Annotated in this window: 21 protein-coding genes and 1 tRNA gene; 4 read left to right on the top strand and 18 right to left on the bottom strand. The window is 51.0% G+C overall.

Annotated features, from left to right (window positions below):
* Positions 1 to 17 precede the first annotated feature (17 nt).
* Together DDY07_RS02280 and DDY07_RS02275 are read left to right on the top strand one after the other, a co-directional pair.
* Positions 18 to 158 carry a CHC2 zinc finger domain-containing protein gene (locus tag DDY07_RS02280; protein WP_216614697.1) on the top strand — a complete coding sequence of 47 codons (141 nt, stop codon included), beginning with the start codon at positions 18 to 20 and terminating at the stop codon, positions 156 to 158.
* Positions 155 to 601 carry a hypothetical protein gene (locus DDY07_RS02275; protein ID WP_171694651.1) on the top strand — a complete coding sequence of 149 codons (447 nt, stop codon included), beginning with the start codon at positions 155 to 157 and terminating at the stop codon, positions 599 to 601. The genes DDY07_RS02280 and DDY07_RS02275 overlap by 4 nt, the downstream gene beginning before the upstream one ends.
* A 946-nt stretch (positions 602 to 1547) precedes the next feature.
* On the opposite strand, the gene DDY07_RS02270 is transcribed toward DDY07_RS02275, so the two are convergent.
* The 18 genes from DDY07_RS02270 to DDY07_RS02185 form a co-directional block, all read right to left on the bottom strand.
* Positions 1548 to 1623 (bottom strand) — tRNA-Thr (locus DDY07_RS02270).
* Positions 1624 to 1696: 73 nt separating this feature from the next.
* Positions 1697 to 2539: a sulfite exporter TauE/SafE family protein gene (locus DDY07_RS02265; protein ID WP_253734384.1), complete on the bottom strand. Its 843-nt coding sequence runs from the start codon at positions 2537 to 2539 to the stop codon at positions 1697 to 1699.
* Positions 2540 to 4990: a cation-translocating P-type ATPase gene (locus DDY07_RS02260; protein ID WP_171694650.1), complete on the bottom strand. Its 2451-nt coding sequence runs from the start codon at positions 4988 to 4990 to the stop codon at positions 2540 to 2542.
* Positions 4991 to 5059: 69 nt separating this feature from the next.
* Entirely contained in the window at positions 5060 to 5674 is a 615-nt protein-coding gene (locus tag DDY07_RS02255) for a hypothetical protein (protein ID WP_171694649.1), read from the bottom strand.
* Positions 5675 to 5764: 90 nt separating this feature from the next.
* Positions 5765 to 6016: a hypothetical protein gene (locus tag DDY07_RS02250; RefSeq protein WP_225587427.1), complete on the bottom strand. Its 252-nt coding sequence runs from the start codon at positions 6014 to 6016 to the stop codon at positions 5765 to 5767.
* Positions 6017 to 6079: 63 nt separating this feature from the next.
* Positions 6080 to 6265 (bottom strand): heavy metal translocating P-type ATPase metal-binding domain-containing protein, encoded by a 186-nt coding sequence (locus DDY07_RS02245; protein WP_171694647.1) that lies wholly within the window; start codon positions 6263 to 6265, stop codon positions 6080 to 6082.
* Between the two features lie 178 nt (positions 6266 to 6443).
* Positions 6444 to 6653: a hypothetical protein gene (locus tag DDY07_RS02240; RefSeq protein WP_064009365.1), complete on the bottom strand. Its 210-nt coding sequence runs from the start codon at positions 6651 to 6653 to the stop codon at positions 6444 to 6446.
* A 278-nt stretch (positions 6654 to 6931) separates the two neighbouring features.
* Positions 6932 to 8152 carry an aspartate kinase gene (locus DDY07_RS02235; RefSeq protein ID WP_171694646.1) on the bottom strand — a complete coding sequence of 407 codons (1221 nt, stop codon included), beginning with the start codon at positions 8150 to 8152 and terminating at the stop codon, positions 6932 to 6934.
* Positions 8153 to 8328: 176 nt separating this feature from the next.
* Positions 8329 to 8742: a PIN domain-containing protein gene (locus DDY07_RS02230; protein ID WP_171694645.1), complete on the bottom strand. Its 414-nt coding sequence runs from the start codon at positions 8740 to 8742 to the stop codon at positions 8329 to 8331.
* A 5-nt stretch (positions 8743 to 8747) separates the two neighbouring features.
* Positions 8748 to 8966, bottom strand: coding sequence for a hypothetical protein (locus tag DDY07_RS02225; RefSeq protein WP_171694644.1), 219 nt, complete (start codon positions 8964 to 8966; stop codon positions 8748 to 8750).
* Positions 8967 to 9276: 310 nt separating this feature from the next.
* The gene (locus tag DDY07_RS02220) at positions 9277 to 10881 is read right to left on the bottom strand and encodes an HNH endonuclease (protein WP_171694643.1); all 1605 of its coding nucleotides are present in this window, start codon (positions 10879 to 10881) and stop codon (positions 9277 to 9279) included.
* Positions 10882 to 11638: 757 nt separating this feature from the next.
* On the bottom strand, positions 11639 to 14242 hold the full coding sequence (gene alaS / locus DDY07_RS02215; protein WP_367650906.1) for an alanine--tRNA ligase: 2604 nt from the start codon (positions 14240 to 14242) through the stop codon (positions 11639 to 11641).
* Positions 14243 to 14390: 148 nt separating this feature from the next.
* Positions 14391 to 14711, bottom strand: coding sequence for a type II toxin-antitoxin system RelE/ParE family toxin (locus DDY07_RS02210; RefSeq protein WP_171694641.1), 321 nt, complete (start codon positions 14709 to 14711; stop codon positions 14391 to 14393).
* On the bottom strand, positions 14708 to 14926 hold the full coding sequence (locus DDY07_RS02205) for an addiction module protein (protein WP_171694640.1): 219 nt from the start codon (positions 14924 to 14926) through the stop codon (positions 14708 to 14710). The genes DDY07_RS02210 and DDY07_RS02205 overlap by 4 nt, the downstream gene beginning before the upstream one ends.
* A gap of 81 nt (positions 14927 to 15007) precedes the next feature.
* Positions 15008 to 15523 carry a RecX family transcriptional regulator gene (locus DDY07_RS02200; RefSeq protein WP_171694639.1) on the bottom strand — a complete coding sequence of 172 codons (516 nt, stop codon included), beginning with the start codon at positions 15521 to 15523 and terminating at the stop codon, positions 15008 to 15010.
* Positions 15486 to 16538, bottom strand: coding sequence for a recombinase RecA (gene recA, locus DDY07_RS02195; protein ID WP_171694638.1), 1053 nt, complete (start codon positions 16536 to 16538; stop codon positions 15486 to 15488). The genes DDY07_RS02200 and recA overlap by 38 nt, the downstream gene beginning before the upstream one ends.
* 88 nt (positions 16539 to 16626) lie before the next feature.
* A complete protein-coding gene (locus DDY07_RS02190) occupies positions 16627 to 17919 on the bottom strand; it encodes a cobyrinate a,c-diamide synthase (RefSeq protein WP_253734382.1) in 1293 nt (430 codons plus the stop codon).
* 28 nt (positions 17920 to 17947) lie between these two features.
* The gene (locus DDY07_RS02185; protein WP_171694637.1) at positions 17948 to 18670 is read right to left on the bottom strand and encodes a hypothetical protein; all 723 of its coding nucleotides are present in this window, start codon (positions 18668 to 18670) and stop codon (positions 17948 to 17950) included.
* Positions 18671 to 19028: 358 nt separating this feature from the next.
* Between DDY07_RS02185 and DDY07_RS02180 the strand changes: the two genes are divergently transcribed.
* Both DDY07_RS02180 and DDY07_RS02175 read left to right on the top strand, forming a co-directional pair.
* A complete protein-coding gene (locus DDY07_RS02180; protein ID WP_171694636.1) occupies positions 19029 to 19502 on the top strand; it encodes a hypothetical protein in 474 nt (157 codons plus the stop codon).
* Between the two features lie 378 nt (positions 19503 to 19880).
* The gene (locus tag DDY07_RS02175) at positions 19881 to 21995 is read left to right on the top strand and encodes a bifunctional (p)ppGpp synthetase/guanosine-3',5'-bis(diphosphate) 3'-pyrophosphohydrolase (RefSeq protein WP_171694635.1); all 2115 of its coding nucleotides are present in this window, start codon (positions 19881 to 19883) and stop codon (positions 21993 to 21995) included.
* Positions 21996 to 22088: the final 93 nt, after the last annotated feature.

Below are 22088 nucleotides of genomic sequence, written 5' to 3'. Positions count from 1 at the left end.
AATCCCGTATATCAAAGTTGAACACCCAAACCGGCGGTTTTAAATGCTTTTCTTGCGGCGCTGCGGGCGGCGACGTGATCGCGTTCGAGCAAAAACGTCACGGCCTAACCTTTCCGGAAGCCCTGGAAAAGTTGGCGCGGGAATGGTGGCTCACATGATCCAGTTACCCAAAACCTACAACAACAAACCTTTGCTGTTTGCCTGGACATACAACGACGCAAAGGGCGAAGCTTTGGGCGTGGTGGGCCGGTATCAAGTCGAAGGCAGCAAAAAAGATGTTGTGCCATTTTTCCGGCGGCGCGGCGCTGACTGGACACCCGGCATAGATGCCAACCCCCGGCCTTTGTTTGGCCTAGATCGATTGGCGGCACATGACAAAGCCAAGGCGGTTTTTATTGTTGAGGGCGAACCGTGCGCCACGGCGCTGCAATCTATCGGCCTTTGCGCCGTCACCAGCTTAGGCGGATCGCAAGCGGCAAAAAAGGCCGACTGGACACCGTTAAACGGCTTCGGCGCTGTCTATATCCTGCCCGACAACGACGAACCCGGCGAACGCTGGTGGCCTTGCCTACTATGCCTTACCCTGTCGGCTGATCGATGACCGGCGGCGCTGGTGCCCAGTTGAGCGGCTGGCCTTTTGTCGGTTTAGTCAGTTTTGTCGGTGGGGGGTGGTCCGCGTTTTCGCGTGAATAGGCCAACCCCAACCGGCGGCCATGGTGGACCGCAATCGGGCGCGGGGGCCTGGTGGCTACTATCCATGCAATACAAACACGGCGACACCGGCGCACACTATTAGCATGTGGCTTTTTGTATTTCCAAAAAATCACCCAGCGAAAATATAGCTAGGGCGACGCAAAGGGCCGGGTAAGCCCTAGACTTTTGACCCGCCCCTACCCGGCGGGCCTTTGGCGTCGGTTTTGTCGGTGCTTATATAAAAAGACTATATTAGTATTCTATTATTATTTTTATATAACAAAAACTTATTATGGTTCTAGTGGGCTTTTTCTATTCAATAACCCGTTAGCGAAAATGTAGCTAGGGCGACGCAAAGGACCGGGCAAGCCCTAGACTTTTGACCCGCCCCCACCCTTTAGGATCGCTGCCTGGTCTGATTGCTTATACCTGACCTGATCCACATACAACCCAACCAAGCCAACGCGGCGGCGCTGATCCTGGTTGCTTGTGCCTGGTGGCAAGGTATCAGCTATCGATGGCCGGCGGGCCGGGGGATCAATACCAAATAAAACGCGGCGCCCCCCTACCGACAAAACTGACTAAACCGACAAAAGGCCAAAGGTGAGTATTGATGGCGGGCGGTAGTTGCCTGGACTGATCGACATACAACACAGCCAAGCCAACAAGGCGGCGCTGATCCTGGTTTCTTGTGCCTGGTGGCAAGGTATCAGCTATCGATGGCCGGCGGGTCGGGGATCAATAACGAATAAAAACGTGGGCCGCAAAACAAAACTTTTTCGCGAAGCCGTAGCACCAGCGTAGCACCAATAAAAAAGGCCTAGGTGAAAAAACACCTAAGCCTTTGATATATATGGAGCTGGCGATGGGACTCGAACCCGCGACCGGCTGATTACAAATCAGCTGCTCTACCAACTGAGCTACACCAGCAATTCATTCGCGCATTATACCTGTAATTTCGAACTTTTCCAGCACTAAGTTCGATCAACTCGCCGAATTGCAATCACACACCTTGAATACTGCTCAGCATGCTGCCGATGTAATTGAGGGTTTCGTGCAGAAAAACGATTAGTTCATCAAGTTTATCCTGCACAAACACCAGAAAATGACTGTGGTTGAAGTTTTGATCTTTGTAAAAACTCAAACCGTTGTTAATGGTATTGGCCCCCATTAACAGCATGATGAACGCCGCCGCTTTCAACATTAAACCTCGTAATTTCACACTCATTTTGCCGAAGGCGACGCTGATAAACAGCATCATCGGTAAAGTCCCTACTCCAAATGCCAACATCAACGCGCCACCCTCGAGCAACGTAGCAGCCGTGGTAGCTTTCACGGCCATAGCAAACGTCAACATACAGGGCATCAAACCATTCAATAGGCCAGCGATAACCGAACCTAGTAGGGGCCCTTTTTGATTCGCCGCAGCATAGCCTTTGCGTAATACTTGCATGGGAATCAAGCGTATCGAGCCTTGCCAAGGTATCCAGCCCAATACGCCCAGCGCCAACACAATGACCACCGTGCCCATCAACATTTGCAAGATACTTTGGATTTTGCCGAACAAGCCGCTGGATACCAGCACTACGCCCAAAGAAGCAGCCAATACGCCGATCAGGGTATACACGGAAATGCGAGCGGCTTGATAGGCAATATAAGGTAGATAACTGCGGCTTTTCCCAGCTCGCATGAAGTAACCGGATACTAGCGCCCCGCACATCCCCAGGCAGTGCCCGCTACCCAAGAATCCGGCAACGAACGCCAGGGAGTAATCAAATCCCGTGGCCGCAGCCATTTCGGTCATGCCGTGCATGGCATGATCCATACCTTCCATATTGTGTTCCATTTATTTGTTCAATCGAAGTGAATTGACGATGACAGACACCGAGCTCAAGGCCATCGCCGCGGAGGCGATCATCGGATTGAGCTTGCCCAGTGCCGCCACCGGTATCGCTATAGTGTTGTAACCGAACGCCCAGAATAGATTTTGTTTAATGACGCGAATGGTAAATGCGCTAAGTTCGATAGTATCCGTGACCTTGCCTATATCACCTTGCACCAGCGTCAGATCGGCTGATTCGATGGCAATGTCCGTACCGCTGCCAACTGCAAAGCCAACATTGGCCGCGGCCAGCGCCGGCGCATCATTGATGCCATCACCTATCATGCCGACATTGTGCCCTTCATCCTGCAACTGGCGAATGATTTGCAGCTTTTGCTCGGGCTTGGCATTAGCGACTACATCCGCGATGCCGACCGTATCCGCGATGCAATAAGCGGTTCTTTCGGTATCGCCAGTGACCATCATGGTTTTAATACCCAATTCGTGCAGCCGCGCAATAGCGGCTGCAGCTTCCGGGCGTGGATTGTCGGCAATCGCGAATATAGCCGCTTCCTTCCCGTTGATCGCCATATAAACCGGGGTTTGCCCTTGATCAGCAAAATTGTCGGCTTGCTCCACTAAGCGGCTTACATTAACTTGCTGATTTTCCAGCCAGGCCCGATTGCCCAGCAATAATTTATAACCGTCTACCTCGGCGCGAATACCGTGACCGGTTTCGCTATAAAAATAAGCACAATCCTGTAACTCGACACCCGCGTCGCGGGCATAGGCCACCACGGCTTTGCCGAGAAAATGCTCGGAGTTGTTTTCGGCGGATGCCGCCAACATGATTACCTTGTTTTCAGCCAGACGAGATAATTTATAGACCTTGCTTACCCGGGGTTTGCCTTCTGTGATGGTGCCGGTCTTATCGAAAACAATGGCATTCAATTTACTGGCGATTTCCAGACTTTCGCCGTTGCGGATATATACACCCTGCTTAGCGGCTTGACCCGTGCCGACCATGATAGCCGCCGGCGTCGCCAGTCCCAACGCGCAGGGACAAGCAATCAACAAAACGGTGATGGCATTACCGAAAGCAAACGCAAACGGCGCGCCGGCCAACAGCCACCCCACCAGCGTTGCACCGGAAATCGCCATCACCGCCGGCACGAACACTGCCGAGATTTTATCGACCTGTTTTTGAATCGGCAGCTTGGCGGCCTGGGCTTGATCGACCATATGCACAATACCCGCCAGCACCGTATCCATGCCTACCGCCGTGGCCTTGACATGCAATACGCCATTGCCGTTGACACAACCGCCGATCACGGCATGGCCGACACTTTTCACCACCGGCATGCTTTCGCCGGTGATCATTGCCTCATCGACCGTGGAAAGACCAGCAATCACCACGCCGTCGGTGGGAATTTTTTCACCCGGCCTGACCAGCATCACATCGTCGATCTTAATTTCGTCTACATCGATGCTGCGCTCGCTGCCGTCATCTGCCAGTAAAGTCGCGGTTTGTGGTTGCAAATCCACCAACTTGCGGATCGCTTCCCCGGCTTTGCCTCTGGCCCGTTCTTCAAGATAACGCCCCAGCAACACAAAGGTGATGATAGCGGCGGCGGCTTCGAAATACACATGCCCGCGCCGCCGGAACAGGGACGGAATACTGTAGCCGTAAGCGGAACCCACGCCCAGCGCGATCAAGCTATCCATGTTGGCCGCGCGTTGTTTAGCCAGCCGATACGCCTTGCTGAAAAATTGCCAGCCTGTGCCAAATACGACTTGCGTGGTCAGCGCAAACTGCAACCAATGCATCCAGGTTCGGCCGCCCATCATCATGGCTATCGTCACCACGGGTGTGGTTAACAGCCCTGCCCATACAAATCGACGCCGGGCTACGTCAATTCGTTGCAACTCCTTTTCGATGAGCTTCTTCCGCTGCGACAGCGTGTCGATGGGCATGGCGCTATAACCCAGTTTTTCGATTTTATCGATCACCTCCGCCTTGCTGATCTGGCCCTGCACCGTCACGGTTTCAGTGGCAAAATTGACGCCGGCTTTTTTAACCCGTTCGTCGCGGTTTAACACCATTTCGATCAATAGCGCGCAGGACGCGCAACTCATGCCTTGCACGGCTAAATCAACTTCTTGCAGGGGCCCGTCGAATGCTTTTTTCTTGTCTTTTTTTAACTCAGTCTGCTTTAACGCGATATTACCCAACACCGCGTCCAACATGATCAGCAAGTTTTTTGCCGGCAAAAGGCTGGAATCGAATTCGATGACTACCGAACCGATTTCAAACACCGAGCGCACACTTTTAATTTCCGGGCGCTTTTTCAGCAGGATTTCCAGGATATAGCCACGCTCCGGGTCGTTAAGCAACACCGGCGTAATGATCCGAATCCGATTTTTTAGCTGATGTCGAACGGAAAAATGCGCGTAATTTAGAGTATCGGTTTCCATGGGCGACTGAGGATTTGATGGACTAGCGAGCCGATCCTATGGAAATCATAGGATGGGCGTTGACAATCTCTACTTGGGCCGGCGCGAACGTACTAATAAGAAAAACATATAAAACACCGCCATCCACTCGTAACGATGCACGATGGGTTTGACCAGCCACTCCTGCGTGATGCGGGTCCAGTGGGTTTTTATCAAATACAAGACCAGCACATCATTCAAGAAATCTATCGTGGCTTTTTCGGGATCTTTAAACAGGGCTTTCGGGCCTTTGGTACTGACTTTGCCGATAATTTTGGCCGCCTGTACCGTTTCCTTGCCGGCTTGATATTTATCACTGAACCAGCCACCAACCCGGGTGCTTTTCAAGCGCTTTTTAATGCCGAGAACAGACTTTTTAGCCTTCTCCGCTAACGGCTTACTGTCGAAATAACCTTGCTGTTCCAGCTCGGCAAGAATTTGAAACAGCTGTGCCGCCAAACTGGTAAAGCCACAGACAGCCCCATCGTAACGGATTGATAATTTGCCCTGCCCACGATAAAGGTTCACCGAGTGCACGCCGCTAATCGCAGCGAGCTTGGTGCTTATCAAGTTCGCCGCAGTCGGTTGACAAGCTTGCGCGGGCACCTGAAAACGCACATGACCGTCATGGCGGTAACGTAGTACAAATTCTTTTTGGATAGCCATAGTCAACAGGGAAAAGTAAAACGGGCGGTCCTGCCATGGCAACGACCACCCGTTTCAAGTTACAGCCAAATGTCCAAGAATCGAACGGGGTTAATTGCCTTCTTTCGCTTCGGCAACGATGTCTTCGAGGTTTTCTTTTTGATGCAATACAAAATCCTTGCCGGCATCAATCGTTTTTGTGGCGCTGGAAATAATTTCCTTTCTGTATTTGTACACAAAATAGCCCGCCACCATGCCTGCACCGAACACCAACAGAGGGTGTTTCGCTAATTTAGTCATCAATTTTCCTCCAGTGTTTACAGTTGCAGTGGCTAGTGTACCAGCCACCACCTGCTTAGTCATGGATGAATCGTTCGAGTTCTTTTTTTGATTGTGAACATGAGCCATATGCGTCCTCGTCGCTGGTTAAGGCTGGGGCTGGGTTGAATCGTCGGCGTCTTCAGGTAAAACCTGTGCCTCGTGCAACATTTGATAGATTCCCTTGCAGCCCTCGCAGCAAAAGCGCTTGTCGCCTTGCAGGGTTTTTAATCTAAACCCTTCCACTTCAACAGCTAGCCCGCAAAGATCGCAGCTTTTCTTATTATCATCCATTGTTACACGAACTCACTTATTACCTGTGCACATGTGCGGATTATAGCGCCTAAATAACCTTGGTAAACACGGCACGAGCGAAAACAAAATCATACGCTGACAAGGCCAGCGCAAGCAGGAAATGATCGATCAATCTGAAGCTGACCAATCAATACATCCGCTGAGGTAGCGACTGCGATCATCGTTTGCCGTGTGCGGCTCGGCTGGATGCCTTCATCAATGCAATTCTCAGTGCGCCAGTCAAACTCGCGCTCAAACCAAGACGCATCGCCAAGGCAGGTACCAAGATCATTGACGCCACCGCCAAACCCGCCCCCAGCATCAAGCCAGCAGTATTGATTTGCTGTGCCACGACTTCTTGATTTACAACAATTAATTCTTGAGCCATTCAGATACCTCACGCAGAAAAAATTTAAAATCCACCGGAGCTAAACAGCATAAAAGATGCCAAAATATAATCGTTTGATTATATTGACTAAAAGTAAATGCCTTATAAAAAACCAGAAAAAATCAGGGAAATGCCTCGTTATTTTTAAGTTATTTAACATAGTTTTTGAAAAGGACATTCAAAAAAAATCCCCAGCCTTGCATCTGAATACGATACAAAAAACTGGGGATTTATTGACTCTCTAGCGCTCGCAACGAGCAAACATTAGAGTGCCGGAACTACTCCTGATCGAGACCAAACGCTTTGTGTAACGCACGCACCGCCAGTTCCAGGTACTTCTCGTCGACCACCACGGAAATCTTGATTTCGGATGTCGAGATCATTTGGATATTGATACCCTCGTCGGCCAGCACTTTAAACATGGTGCTGGCGATACCGGCATGCGAACGCATACCGACGCCGACAATCGACACTTTGACGATACTGTTATCACCGATCACCGTGGTATTGCCGCCCAGATCGGCGCGCAAACCGTCCAACACTTTCTGCGCGCGGGCGAAATCGTTGCGGTTGACGGTAAAGGTAAAATCGGTGGTGCCATGCGCGGAGATGTTCTGCACAATCATATCCACTTCGATATTCTCGGCGGCGATAGGCCCCAGGATTTTCGACGCCACGCCCGGCAGATCAGGCACACCAGTCAAGGTCAACTTGGCCTCGTCCCGGTTAAACGCGATGCCTGAAATTAACGCTCTTTCCATTTCTGATTCCTCGTAGGTAATAAGGGTACCGTTGCCTTCCATAAACGAAGACAACACGCGCAATTTGACATTGTATTTGCCGGCGAACTCGACCGAGCGGATTTGCAAAACTTTGGAACCCAGGCTGGCCATTTCCAGCATTTCTTCAAACGTGATGCGATCCAATCGGCGAGCTTTTGGCACCACGCGCGGGTCGGTCGTATAGACGCCGTCCACGTCGGTATAGATATGGCATTCGTCGGCTTTCAAGGCCGCCGCCAAAGCTACGCCGGTGGTATCCGAGCCGCCGCGACCCAAGGTCGTGATGTTGCCGTGCTCGTCCACGCCCTGGAATCCGGCTACAACCACGACCCGGCCGGCATCCAAATCGGCACGCATATTAGCTTCGTCGATTTCCCGAATCCGCGCCTTGGTATGCGCGCTATCGGTAAGTATCCGCACTTGCGCGCCGGTGTAGGAACGCGCCTCGCAACCGATTTGGTGCAAGGCCATCGATAGCAAAGCGATGGTGACTTGCTCGCCTGTGGACAGCAACACGTCCAACTCCCGGTCGGTCGGCTGCGGCTGCAACTCTTTCGCCAAGGCCACTAGGCGATTGGTTTCGCCGCTCATCGCCGACACCACCACCACAATCTGATCGCCCGCATCGCGGGCTTTTTTCACTTTCTCGGCGACCGCCTTGATACGTTCCACCGTACCAACGGAAGTGCCGCCAAATTTATAGACGTACAATGCCATGTTTTTATTGACCTTTTGGCTTTTATTACTCCCTCGCCTTGCCGGAGAGGGTTGGAGTGAGGAAAATCGAATGCGATCTCTTCATTAGGATTTTTGCTTACTTGGCGATTTATTGTTTGATGTCGCCAAGACAACGGACAATTTTAACGCGAGATACCTATTTAGCCGATGCAAAATTATCCGGCGTCATCGGTTGGTAAAAAGAACGCATCAAAGCCGAGTGCGTCAAGCCCCATTCGCAACTGCTTGTCGCCGGTCCATAACAAGCCGCCCATTTCAATGGTCAGCGCAACAAACAACAAATCCTTAGCGTCCACATCTTTCACCAATGCCCATGCTTTTTGTAAAGCTTCGGCCGAGATACTATTTTCGTCAAAGAAATCAATATGTCGGATCAATTCATAAAGCAGCTCTAGGACTTCATCTTCGGAGTGTTTGCTGACCGCACAGATTTTTTCTTTGTATTTGAACAGTTCCACAAACCCATATTTTGGCATCAATAAAGGCTGCTCCGAGCGCAACAATAATGTGGCTATTTTGGAGTTTTTATTCACCAACGCCGAAAAAACGATATTGGTATCGACAATCACCGGTTTCATTTAATTTTTGCCAGAAACCTTTCTTGATTCTCCCGCCACCAATTTTCTTTCAGTTCATTATCAAGCAAGCTTGCGTCATCATCGGACATTTGGCTTTTGGAAATCAGCTCTTTAACACGCAGCATTTCGATCAATCTTGTTAATTCATGGGCCGATAGAAACTCCTTAGAAAAACTTAAATTGACTGTTTTGTCTGTGGTTTGGTAAGTCAACATGGTTAGGGCCTATTCCGACTAATTTAAAACCTGCAATAATAATGTGTCGCTATCGCAACGGATTATTTTAACGTCGGATCTCGGACCGACAGCCGAGATACTTTTCTTTGCTTGTCCAAAGAAAAGTATCCAAAAGAAAAGACACCCAGACGCCGCATTTTTCCTGCGCTCCTCGCTTTCGGCGGGGGTTGGAAAGGGGCTTCCTGCCCATTCGGGCTAATCCCGCCAAAAACTCCGGTGCTCGGCTCGGCATACGGGATGTAAACCATCTCAAAACTCAAGAGCTAAAATGAATGCAATTTACGTTCGTTTATTTGATCATCTCAATCAAGTTGAGTGGCCTTACTAGCACTTCCATGCCTTGCGGCGTTCTGCCAGTCTCAAAAACGGTCTTCCAGAAACTATTGTTTTGTTTTCCACCAAATACTGTGGCGGAAAGATCAGTATTCACCCAAAGCGGAAGGGAAGCCAAGTTCTGTAGAAACTTGCGCATATTTTCCCAAACCTGCTCTGGAAACGGATATTGAAAAAGTCGTCCTTGCGGATCGGGACGACCTTGCATAATGAAATACTGTCTAGCAATCTGACCAGAATATTGCAACCAGTTATATACGATCTCCTCCTTGCTCATTCGAAAAGCACGCAAATGATCATGGTTAAATGATTCACCGTTTTGCAATCGGTTTTCGATTTTATCTGTACCAATCTCTGGATCAAATTTATCAACGTAAATTTCCTCAGCCGCGAGATTCATCAATTTGAGAATTTGCTCTCGCTCCAGTTGTCGTGGATTGGAACCTTCTTCAAGATGAAAATTTATAGGTGCCTCTAATACTTCCTGATAAACGAAGAACGAGTAAAAGGTCTTCTCGATGGTACTGTATGACAGTGGACGCTCTTTTCCTCGACCGCCAAAATCGATGTAATCTCTTAGCTTATTATCTGGGTCAGAAATTACACCATCCCGCAACGCATCAAGGATATAGCGTTTAATTTCCCTAGACTGTCCTTTGAAGTGATTCACCAGGTCCCGTTCCGAAAATCCAAGATCATCTTCACTACGCCCCGTTTCCTTTTGAAAACGGGCTATGCGGTCGTGATATAGCGAACTACCAAGATGTCTTTGTACTGATTTATCAAATGCTACTTGCTTGAGAGTTGTTCCCGCGTTGGTGTTCGTCGTAATCAGCGTGTCTGGATCAGGATCGATGAATACTCGAACGGGTAAGTATCGTGCACCCAGCATGATTTGAGCAGCAGCCTTATGTTGACCATCAAAGATGTGGATTGCGCATTTGTTGTTATCTGACCGAACCCAACCCAATGGTACATGCAATTGCGGGCGCTTCTGATAAAACTCTTCTATAAGTTTTGAGATGTTAGGACCAATTGACCGCGGATTGATATGGTTGTCATGAGCAAGATATTCAATTGGGATTCTGGCGAAGAAATACCGAAAACCACTCATCTCATCTTCATACACCGGCACGTTGAAGAGGGTATTATTTCCTAATTCACTCAGACTGTAGGTAAAGCCCGCATCAGCTAGGTTGAAACCCAGCTCATGACATCCTCCTCCAACCTGTTTGAGAATATCGCCAAGGTTTGGGCTACGATTTTCTGGCTCCAAAGTTTCTTTTAATCGCGCGAAACGTTGAAGCACTCTCGCAACTTTGAGGTTAGAAGCTTGTTTACTTCTATTGCAACTTGCGTGAGCTAACGCAAAATTATCTTCATCGTCTTTACCACCAAGTTTCAAAGGAACAACATGGTCAATATCTACCGCCCCTTTGTGTACTTGCAAATCGATTGCCTGCTCACAAATAAAGCAATTCCCTCCTTGGATGCGATGCAGTTTAATTTCTAATACCTGCCTGTCTTCTGTACTCAATCGATTTAAAAATAACGATGCCACTAGATTTTCCCTTCCAAATTATTTTTGTTGATACTGACAGTTCGACAAATACTAAAAATTAGCCCATACAAAGTGAAGCGCATCGATCACGAATGCTACACCTCATAACGCTGGCAATATATTTTAGTAGCATAGGTTTGAGCAACGCGAAACCCAGAAAAATCGTCAATACTGGGTTTCGTTTCATACAACTTAGCCTACAAAAACCAGCCTTAGCCCAACGCTTGCCGTTCCGAATTGTTGGGTTACGCTATCGCTAACCCAACCTACATTGGAGGCGGGTTTTGTCCCGTATGCCGCGCCGAGCACCGGAGCTTTCGCCGGGATTAGCCCACAGGGGCGATGCAGGGATGCATCGCGTTGACGAAGGGGCAGGAAGCCCCTTTCGGCAACCCCCGTCAAAAGCGAGGAGCGCAGGGAATAAGCGGCATTCGGGTCGCCTTTTCTTTGGATACTTTCTTTTGGCGATGCAAAAGAAAGCATCTCGCCCGTCGGTGCGAGAACCGACTTCAAAACAATCCGTCGCGATAGCGACACATCACCGCCAGAAATGCCTATCGGCCTAATTCAAGCCTACAAACCCTATCGTTGCGATCCCGAACATCTTCGGTATTGGCAGCTTTCAATAGGCCGCGTAATTGTTGCAAAGTAAGCAACTCAGCTTGATTTGACTTAAGCAAGTCCATCCTCTGTTTTAGAATCGCCTTATGCCAATTCGGAGACCTAGTTTCTGCATTTGTCATAGCCTTCTCCGAAATTAACCAGGCAAACGTTCCCTCACCCACTCCGGCACTGCCGCCAACGCCGCCGGCAATCCAGCCGGATCGCTACCACCAGCCTGCGCCATGTCCGGGCGGCCGCCGCCTTTACCACCAACTTGAGTAGCGACAAAATTAACCAGTTCGCCGGCCTTAATCTTGTCCATCGCATCCTTGGATACGCTGGCAATCAGGCTGACTTTATCGCCGCTGACCGCCGCCAAGACCAAGGCTGCGCTACCCAGTTTGTTTTTCAACTGATCAGCCAAGTCGCGCAAGGCTTTTGGGTCGACGTCGTCCAATTTTACGGCCAGCACTTTCACGCCGTTGACATCGACGGCTTGGCTGGTCATTTCGTCACCAGCCGAGCTGGCTAATTTGGCTTTGAGTTTTTCCAGTTCTTTTTCAAGGCCACGAGTTTTTTCCATCAGTTGATGGACCTTGTCGGCGGCTTTGTCCGGTGCGGCTTTCAATAAACCGGCGATGCTGAGCAGAGCTTTTTCGCGCTGGTCGATCCAATCCAAGGCCCCTTGACCGGTCACGGCTTCCAGACGTCTGACGCCGGCCGCGACGCCGGTTTCGCCGATGATTTTGAACAAGCCGATGTCGCCGGTACGTTGCACGTGGGTGCCACCGCAAAGCTCCGTGGAAAAATCACCCATCGTCAATACCCGCACTTCATCGCCGTATTTCTCGCCGAACAGGGCCATCGCCCCGGCTTTCACCGCATCGTCCTTGGCCATGATTTCGGCGGCGACCGCGTTGTTTAAACGAATCTGTTCGTTGACCAAGCGTTCGACGGTCGCAATTTCCGCTGGCGTCATCGGTTCGAAATGCGAAAAGTCGAAACGTAAGCGTTCGGAATTAACCTGCGAACCTTTTTGCTGAACATGCTCGCCCAAGGTCGCCCGCAGCGCGGCGTGCAATAAGTGCGTCGCCGAGTGATTGCGTTCGGTCGCTTTGCGGATTTCGGCATCGACGCTGACTTCGCAAGCTTGGCCTTCGCTGAGCGTGCCGCGCAACACTTTGCCTTTATGCAGGAACAATTTACCGCCCTGTTTCTGGGTGTCGTGTACTTCGAATACCGCGTCGCCACATTCGATGCGCCCAGTGTCGCCCACTTGGCCGCCGGATTCCGCATAGAATGGGGTTTGATCCAGAATCACCACACCTTCGTCGCCGGCTTCCAAAGCCTCGACCGGCTGGCCTTGCTTGAACAAGCCCAGAATTTGTACCGAGCCGTCCAGATGAAAATAACCGGTAAATTCGGTGCTGCTGTCGTGTTTGATGTCTTGATCGTAATCAGCGGCGAACGTACCGCCGGCCCGCGCCCGGTCACGCTGAGCGGCCATTTCCACTTCGAAACCAGCGTGGTCGACACTCAGTTTGTGCTCGCGGGCGAAGTCGGCGGTCAAATCGACCGGGAAACCATAGGTGTCGTACAGCAAAAACACCACATCGCCGGGGATGACATGGCCGTCCATTTTGGCGACGCAGGCTTCCAGAATTTTCATGCCCTGTTCGAGGGTTTCCGCAAAGCGCTCTTCTTCTTTTTTCAGCACCCGTTCGACTTGTTCCTGGGCATTCGCCAGTTCCGGATAGGCCGCGCCCATCTCGGCAACCAACGGCGCGACCAGTTTATAGAAGAACGTATCCTGAATGCCCAAGCGGTAACCGTGCCGAATCGCCCGCCGGATAATTCGGCGCAACACGTAACCGCGACCTTCATTCGACGGCAACACACCGTCAGCGACCATGAAAGCGCAAGAACGAATGTGGTCGGCGATGACCCGCAAGGAGCTATTCGCCAAGTCGGTGGTGCCTGCCAGTTGCGCGGCGACTTTTAACAGGTTTTGGAACAGGTCGATTTCGTAGTTGCTGTGCACGCCCTGCATTACCGCCGAAATCCTTTCCAGGCCCATGCCGGTATCGACCGATGGCGCGGGCAGCGGCGTCAAATTACCGTCCTTGTCGCGGTCGTATTGCATGAACACCAAATTCCAGATTTCGATGTAACGGTCGCCGTCTTCGTCCGGGCTGCCGGGAGGGCCGCCGGCCACGTGTTCGCCATGATCGTAGAAAATCTCGGTACAAGGACCGCAGGGGCCAACATCGCCCATCGACCAGAAATTGTCCTTGGCGCCGATGCGTGAGAAGCGCTTGGGATCGTGTTTGACGTCTTCCAACCAGATCGCTTCGGCTTCGGAATCTTCATCAAATACCGTCACCCACAGCCTTTCTTTGGGAATGCCCAGCTCCTTGGTCAGGAAGTCCCAGGCAAAATGAATCGCATCGCGCTTGAAATAATCGCCGAAACTGAAATTACCCAGCATCTCGAAGAAGGTGTGATGGCGCGCCGTATAACCGACGTTTTCCAAATCGTTATGCTTGCCGCCGGCCCGCACGCAGCGTTGGCTGGTGGCGGCACGGGTGAAATCGAGCTTTTCCCGCCCCAGGAATACGTCTTTGAATTGCACCATCCCGGCGTTGGTAAACAACAAGGTCGGATCATTACCCGGCACCAGCGAACTGGAGGGACGCACGGCGTGGCCGTGTTGGCGAAAGAATTCCAAAAAGGCGGCCCGCAATTCGGCGCTAGTCATTTTTTTCATTGTGGTTACTTCAATGTTTTTCGTTTTAACAAATTGTTTGTAAGCATGTGCCGATGCCAGAGCTGCATCAATCGCGATCGATGCGCTTCACTTCGTTCAGCACATCCTACGGGCTCCGCGAATCCCAAAGCTATTAAAGTCAATCACCCCATCGCCTAATTCGCTCATTTTCCAAACGCGCTTTAATATTTATAGGGTCTTGCCGACAATCCATCACGGCATAAACAGAAACAAATTCATCATCGACAGTGTAATAAATCGCATACGGAAAGCTTCTTGCTAACAGCCGATGAAAGTCAGCAAACTTTTGGGGATGAATGCCGGCATAAAGAGCCAGCGAATCAATATCCGCATAAAGAGAGTCCAAAAAATAACGGCCGACGCCCTCTTGTTGCCGCTCGTAAAACTCAAAGCCATCCAGCAAATCAAATTTCGCGCTGTCAAAAATTCGAATTTTCATCGAATCCTATCTTGAATTTCCCGCTTTGCTGCTTCCCAATCCGTAAAACCAATCTCACCCGACTCCGCCAGGCGCTTTCTTTCCGCCAACAAATGACCATGCCAATCAGGTGATGAATAGTCAGCTGCTCGAGTGGATAAATCGTTCCATAGCTCTTCCATCATGCCAATTTTCTCGGCAACCGACATTTCTTTTAGCGGCAGTGTAACTTTCATAAATTCGCTCCCGAAAGGCCTAGCAGGAAACCGAGGCGGATCGCGGAATGCACGATTGGGTCCGCCAAATGCCAACTTAGTTTACTTTGCATGCGTATTGGCATCCGCTCTAGCCAATTTTATTTTCAATTCCGCAAACAAGCGCTTGATCATCTCGCCGCTGAAGCCGCGTTGCTGTAAAAAGCGACTGCGCTTCAACCATTCGTTTTGGGTCAGCGATTTTTCGTCGTCGTATTTACGCGAATACACATCCAGCAGCACATTTTGCCAGCCGCCTTGCTCCTCGGCCTGTGCATCCAGATCGGCGTCGTTGATACCGCGCTGTTGCAGTTCGTAGCGAATTCGCATCGGGCCATAGCCATTCTGGATACGTTGTCGGACATAGCACTCGGCATAGCGTGCATCGTTTTGCCAGTTCTGCTCGGCTATCTGATCGATAACCGGTTCAACGTCGTCGCGGTCAAAACCGCGCAAGGCCAGTTTATCCAGCAGTTCCCGGCGGCTATGTTCGCGCCGGGCCAACAACCTTAGGCAAACCGCTTCGATCTGTTGCCGGCGCTCAATCGCCGTCGACAAACTCGGCGTCGTCGTCTTCACTGACTGCTGCCGGCGCTGTGGCTAATTTGGCAAAGGCTTTCTCACGAATCGCTTTTTCCAATTCGGCGGCCTTATCCGGGTTATCGCGCAAAAACTGCTTGGCGTTATCCTTGCCCTGGCCGATTTTCTCGTTGTTGTAGGCATACCAGGAACCGGATTTTTGGACGAAGCCGAATTCCACGCCCAAGTCCACCAACTCGCCGAAGAAGGACACGCCTTCGCCATAGAGGATTTCGAAATCGGCTTGCTTGAACGGCGGCGCCACTTTGTTTTTGACCACTTTAACGCGGGTCTCGTTACCGATCACCTCGTCGCCTTTCTTGATCGCGCCGATGCGGCGAATATCCAGTCGCACCGAGGCATAAAACTTCAGCGCATTACCGCCGGTAGTGGTTTCCGGGTTACCAAACATCACCCCAATTTTCATCCGCAACTGGTTGATGAAAATCACCAAAGTGTTGGAACGTTTGATATTGGCGGTCAGTTTGCGCAAGGCTTGCGACATCAAGCGCGCTTGCAAGCCCATGTGCGAGTCGCCCATATCGCCTTCGATTTCGGCCTTGGGTGTTAGAGCGGCCACCGAGTCGACCACCACAATGTCGACCGCGCCGGAGCGCACCAACATATCGGTGATTTCCAGGGCTTGCTCGCCGGTATCAGGCTGCGAGACCAGCAAGTCGTCGATGTTGACGCCGATCTTTTGCGCGTAGATAGGGTCCAGCGCATGCTCGGCGTCTACGAAGGCCGCCGTGCCGCCCAGCTTTTGCATCTGGGCAATGGTTTGCAGCGTCAAGGTGGTTTTACCGGATGACTCCGGGCCATAAATTTCGATAATCCGGCCGCGCGGCAAACCGCCGACACCCAGCGCAATATCCAAGGACAGCGAACCGGTTGATACGACTTCGATGTCGCGGCTGGCAGCGACATCGCCCATCCGCATCACGGAGCCCTTGCCGAATTGCTTTTCGATCTGCATCAAGGCGGCGCCCAGCGCCTTTTTCTTGTTTTCATCCATTTTAGTACCTGCTGTTGTCTGGCCGGTGAAAGCCGCACATTATCCCATAGACCCTGGCCGTGAAACAGTTTTAATCGTTCTGCAAAGCCTAGAAAAAACCGGCAGCAAGTTTCGGATTGAAAGAAAAATACAAGTGCAGATAGGAGGCTTGTAAGGAGCCGTTGCGGAAAAAGCCCTCGCCATGACCAAAGCTGCGTTGCGGCGAGGAAACCACAATCGGCTCCAGCGTGGTTTCCAGCTTGGAAAAATGAAAACTGTGACCGCGAATCTCGCCCTGCGCCAATTGCAGACTGTGCATACCCAAATTGGCCAAGCGGGTTTGCATGACTGCGCTGCCGGGTAACAAGCCTACCATCGCCGCTCGCTGGCCTTCTTTATCAGCCAGACTATCCAGCAAATACAAAAAGCCGCCGCATTCGGCATAGATGGCTTTGCCGACCTGATGATGCTCGGTTAAAGCCTGCTTCATCGCCAAGTTGTCGGCTAAAGCTTGCAGATGCAGTTCCGGGTAGCCGCCCGGCAAGTAAACGCTATCGGCCTCCGGCAAAGCACTATCAGCCAACGGCGAGAAGAACAACAGCTCCGCCCCCATCGCTCGCAAACAATCCAAATTGGCTTGATAAATAAACGAAAATGCCGCGTCGCGCGCCACCGCGATGCGTTTACCCTGCAACAACCGTGGCGGCAGATCGGTGGAAACGGCGGCAAAGGTAGCTGGCTCGGGCAAAACACAGGGCGTAAAGCTATTCAATAATTCCGCGGCCCGCACCAACCGGGTATCCAGATCGCCGATTTCATCGGCCTGCAGCAAGCCCAAATGCCGGGAAGGCAAGCCGACTGCCTCGTCTCGACTCATCGCCGCCAACAAGGGCATGCCGGCCGGCAAGGCTTCTCGCAGCATCCTGGCGTGACCGGCGCTACCGACTTTATTGGCGATCACACCCGCGAACGCCAAATCCGGCTGATAGTTCGCCAAACCGAATGCGACCGCGGCAAAGGTTTGCGCCATGCCCTGGGCGTCGATCACCGCAGCCACCGGCACCGCCAAGGCTTGGGCCAAATCGGCGCTGCTGCTGTCGCCATCGAACAAGCCCATCACACCTTCGATCAAGATCAGATCGGCTTCGCCGGCGGCGCGGTACAGCAGTTCGCGACAATGCGCATCGCCCATCATCCATAAATCCAGCTGATAAACGGGCTGGCCGCTGGCGTAAGCCAAAATCTGCGGATCGATGAAATCCGGGCCGGTCTTGAATACCCGAACCCGACGGCCTTGCTGTCTATGATAGTAAGCCAGAGCGGCGGTGACGGTCGTTTTGCCTTGCCCGGAAGCCGGGGCGCTGATTAACATGGCCGGACAACCGCACGGGTTGGTCGTCATGGATAAAACGGGAGAAACAGTCAAAACATCAGTCCTTTTGGTAAAACCACATTTGATAAACACTCATTAATATTTGGACGCCCATCGATAAGCCCATCAACGCACCGCTGAGCACTACCACATAGGCAAATTCGGAAATATGCTTGGTGACAAACCAGGACACCACGTCCAATAGCATTGCAAAAAACGGAATCACCAGCGCCACCCGCTTGACGTAGATATTCATATCGCAGAGCAGAAAAATTTTGCCAATGAAAAACAGGATGAAGGCAATGCCAAATAAATGAATATGCGACACCCTGACCAGCGCCGGCGTCGACGCCCCGCCTTTATGCGCCACTTCCGCGACACCTTCGTAATGCGTCAGATTGGGCAGGCCCGGGTTGGCGGCCGGGTTATGACAGTGGATGCAGTCGCGGTTCAAAATCGGCGCAATTCTTTGCTCGTAAGCAGGCTGCCCCGCGCCATCCTGGATCCATTTCAAGATCACTTCCTTATCGCTTTTGTACTTCAGATTGGGCTCCATGATGCCGTTGATCGCCGCGCCCAGCCGCGATTGCGTGGTGGAACCGTGGTACATGATGACAATGTCGTCTATCGACAGACCGCGCTTACCATCGCGGCCCTGATGGGTGTAATACAAATTCACCAGGGCCATCAGATAGCCCAGCCCGATGGTCAACAGGAACACGGTGTTTAATATTTTCTCACTGGTGGAAATATCTCGAAAACGGCGATATTGCTTCGGCATAGGCAATTTAGAAAAAGGCAAAGTGGGCACGATCCATGGCGCTAGACTGGTGCTGCGGAAGCTTCTGACAAGCCGCATCAGCTCCCCAGCTACTCAAAGGCATCAAATGGCTTTTAGAATAATCGATATGTAAATATTGATCTATGCCAAGTTCGCGGAAAAATCCTACCGGCGATTTTTATTTTTATCGCATAATCGACCATGGTTAAGCGCCAAGAGTGATTCAAGCTCTCAGAAGAGCACGTTCTGGTTTTGAATGAATTTTCCAACGTCCACTTTTGCTAATACCGCAAAATCAACGATGAAACCATCCCCAGCGCTTTAAGTCATTGGGGCATCCAACACAGCAGGAGAACATATGCGTACTTTATTACTTTCCTTACTTGCCGCTACCGCCTTTTACAGCAGCTTATCAACCGCTCAAGCCCAAGATTCCGCTAGCGTGGCAATTCCGGATAAAGTCAGGGCCAATATTTTGAAACGACACCCGCAAGCGCAGGACCTGAAAGCGACTCAGGAAACCCACTTTGGTCAACAGCTACTAGAAGTCAGCTTCAAGGATACGGAAGACGAATTGAAGCATGAGTTATTTAGAACCGACGGCGCGTTGTTTGCGAACGAAATCCTGCTGGACAACGGTCTAGAAATATCACCTGACGTGACCAAAGTGCTGGCCGATAACTTCCCCGGCTATAAGCTGCATAAGGCGGAATTGGTGATTAATCCGAACGGCGTGGGCGAAGAATACGAATTGTTTATTGAGGTGGGTGGCAGCAAATGGAAGGTGGCGGTCAACGACAAGGGCAAAATCACGGATAAAGATGCTTATTAATGGCTGTCTTCCCAGGCACTTAATGCTAAGAATCTTAGAATTTCCTGCCTGTTAACCGGGCACTTAAATTTTCCTGCTCCGTCATTCCCGCGTAAGCGGGAATCCATCTTGAAAACTCGGCCTAAGCATAAGCGTGAGCGACTATATTGAGGGCCGGCTTAATAAATCCGGCCATACTTGAGTGGTTTTCTTACTGCCTGAGTAGGCCGCTTGAGAGTGTCCTGAATTTTGCCCAATAGCTTTGCCCGTATAGACACTCGGGGAGCGCGGACGGGTAAAGCGCGTCGCTAGCCGTTTACTCTGACACCTGGATTCGAACCCCAAGTTTCAGGAAATTCCCTATTTTCCGCCCCACCTCGCTAGTCTTACAATATTGGTATGACTCAAAATAATTCTTCCGTCACCGAACTGTTTCCCGGATTTTCAGACGCCGATAGCTTACAGATAAGCCACGCGCTGAAGCTGGTCGAGCAACTTTCGGCAAACTGCAAGGACACTCTCCGCCCCAAAGGCGTCGATGTCGCCTCGATTTTAATGAGTGTGCATATCGATCTGGAAACTATTCTGGCGGCGCTGCTCAGTGATTCACGTGTTGCCGGGAAACTCAGCGACTCGACAATACGCGAGCAATTCGGACCGTTAGTCGCCGACTTAGTTAAAGACGTGAGCTGGTTGAATAATGTCAGCATTTACAGTACCGACATGGCAAACCAGCCCAATCAAGCTGAGATATTGCGACGCATGCTGCTGGCAATGACCCATGACGTGCGGGCGGTGCTGATTAAATTGGCTTTTCGCATTCAGCGGCTGCGCGGACTCCAACACGAGCAAGAAAATATCCGCCGCTTCATTGCCAGGGAAACCCTGGATATTTATGCGCCGCTCGCCAATCGCCTGGGTATTAATCAATTCAAATGGGAATTGGAAGACCTGGCGTTTCGTTATGCCGATCCTGAGCATTACCGCTTTGTCACCGACTCATTGGCTGTCAATCGGGAACAACGCCAAGCCTTTATTGAGCGGTTTTTAGCGGCACTTCAAGACCGTTTAAACCAGGAAGGCATACAGGCCAAGGTCTACGGTAGGCCCAAGCATATCTATAGCATCTGGAACAAGATGCGCCGCAAGCAACTGGCGATAAACGAACTGTACGACTTATTGGCAGTGCGCGTGGTGGTGGACAGTTTGTCGGCCTGCTACATGGTGCTAGGCTTGGCGCACAGCCATTGGCAGCATATTCCGCGGGAATTCGACGATTACATCGCCAACCCTAAGGAAAACGGCTATCAGTCCCTGCATACCGTAGTTTTGGATGAAGACGGCAACCGTATCGAAATTCAAATCCGTACCAAAGCCATGCACGACTTTGCAGAGCTGGGTGTGGCGGCGCACTGGCGTTATAAAGAGGGCAGCAAGTTCAACGCCGCCACCGAGAAGAACATCGCCTCGCTCCGACAACTGCTGGAAGACAAAGATAACACTGACGGCTTGCTGGAAAACTTTCATACCGAGCTGTTCTCCGACCGGGTATTCGTGCTGACGCCTGCCGGCAAATTGATCGACTTGGTCAAGGGCGCCACGCCGTTGGATTTTGCGTATGCCATCCATACCGAGGTGGGTCATAGCTGCCGCGGCGCCAAAGTTAACGGCCAGATCAAGCCCTTGACTTACAAGCTGTGCTCTGGGGAGCAGGTGGAAATCATCACCGTTAAAAACGGTCAACCCAATCACAATTGGCTGAATCCCAATCTCGGTTACCTAAAAACCCCGCGAGCCATCAGCAAGGTAAAAAGCTGGTTCAAACAACAACAGCAAGCCGAAAATATTGCGGCCGGCAAATTGCTGCTGGATAAGGAAAGCAAGCGGCTAGGCTTGAAAACCGTCGATATCAACGAATTATTAAGGCATTTTAAATTCGCGGATACAGAACATTTTTATGAAGCGCTAGGCCACGGCGACATCAACAACCGGCAATTGGCCGGCGCGTTGAAAATTCCGGAATTGGAACCAACACCGATCAAATTGGTGCCCAGCAAATCCTCTACGCAATCAGCGATCACTATCGACGACATTGATAATGTAGTGACCACGCTGGCGCATTGCTGCTCGCCGGTAAAAGGCGACGAAATTATCGGCTTTATCTCGCATAAACGCGGTATCACTATTCATCGCCGCGACTGCGAGAATATTCGGCATCTGTCGCCCGAGCAGCAATTGCAATTGTTGAAAGCCGATTGGAGTGGTCAACAAACTGTACATCACAGCGTACCGATTTTGATTCATGCCTTTAACGCCCAAAATTTGCTGAACGACGTTTCTCAGGTATTAGCCGCCGGGAAAGTACATATCAGCAACGCCTCGTTGAAAACCCACGACGATTTGTCCGCGATTCTGAATATGACAATTCAAATCGAAAATACCGAGCAACTTAGTTTGGTGCTGGCACGTATCAGCCATTTGCCAAATATTATTGAAGTGAGAAGGAAAGTCTGACGCGCCCTGTATCAGCACAAATTCAACTATCCGGGAGACTTTTTTAGCGGCTCGGCAGAGGATTCATGCTAACATAGGCGTTTTAAATTTAGA

Source organism: Methylomonas sp. ZR1, from assembly GCF_013141865.1.
Classification (GTDB): Bacteria; Pseudomonadota; Gammaproteobacteria; order Methylococcales; family Methylomonadaceae; genus Methylomonas.
Note: the sequence above shows the minus strand (reverse complement) of the source record. Positions and strands in the feature narration are given on the sequence as shown.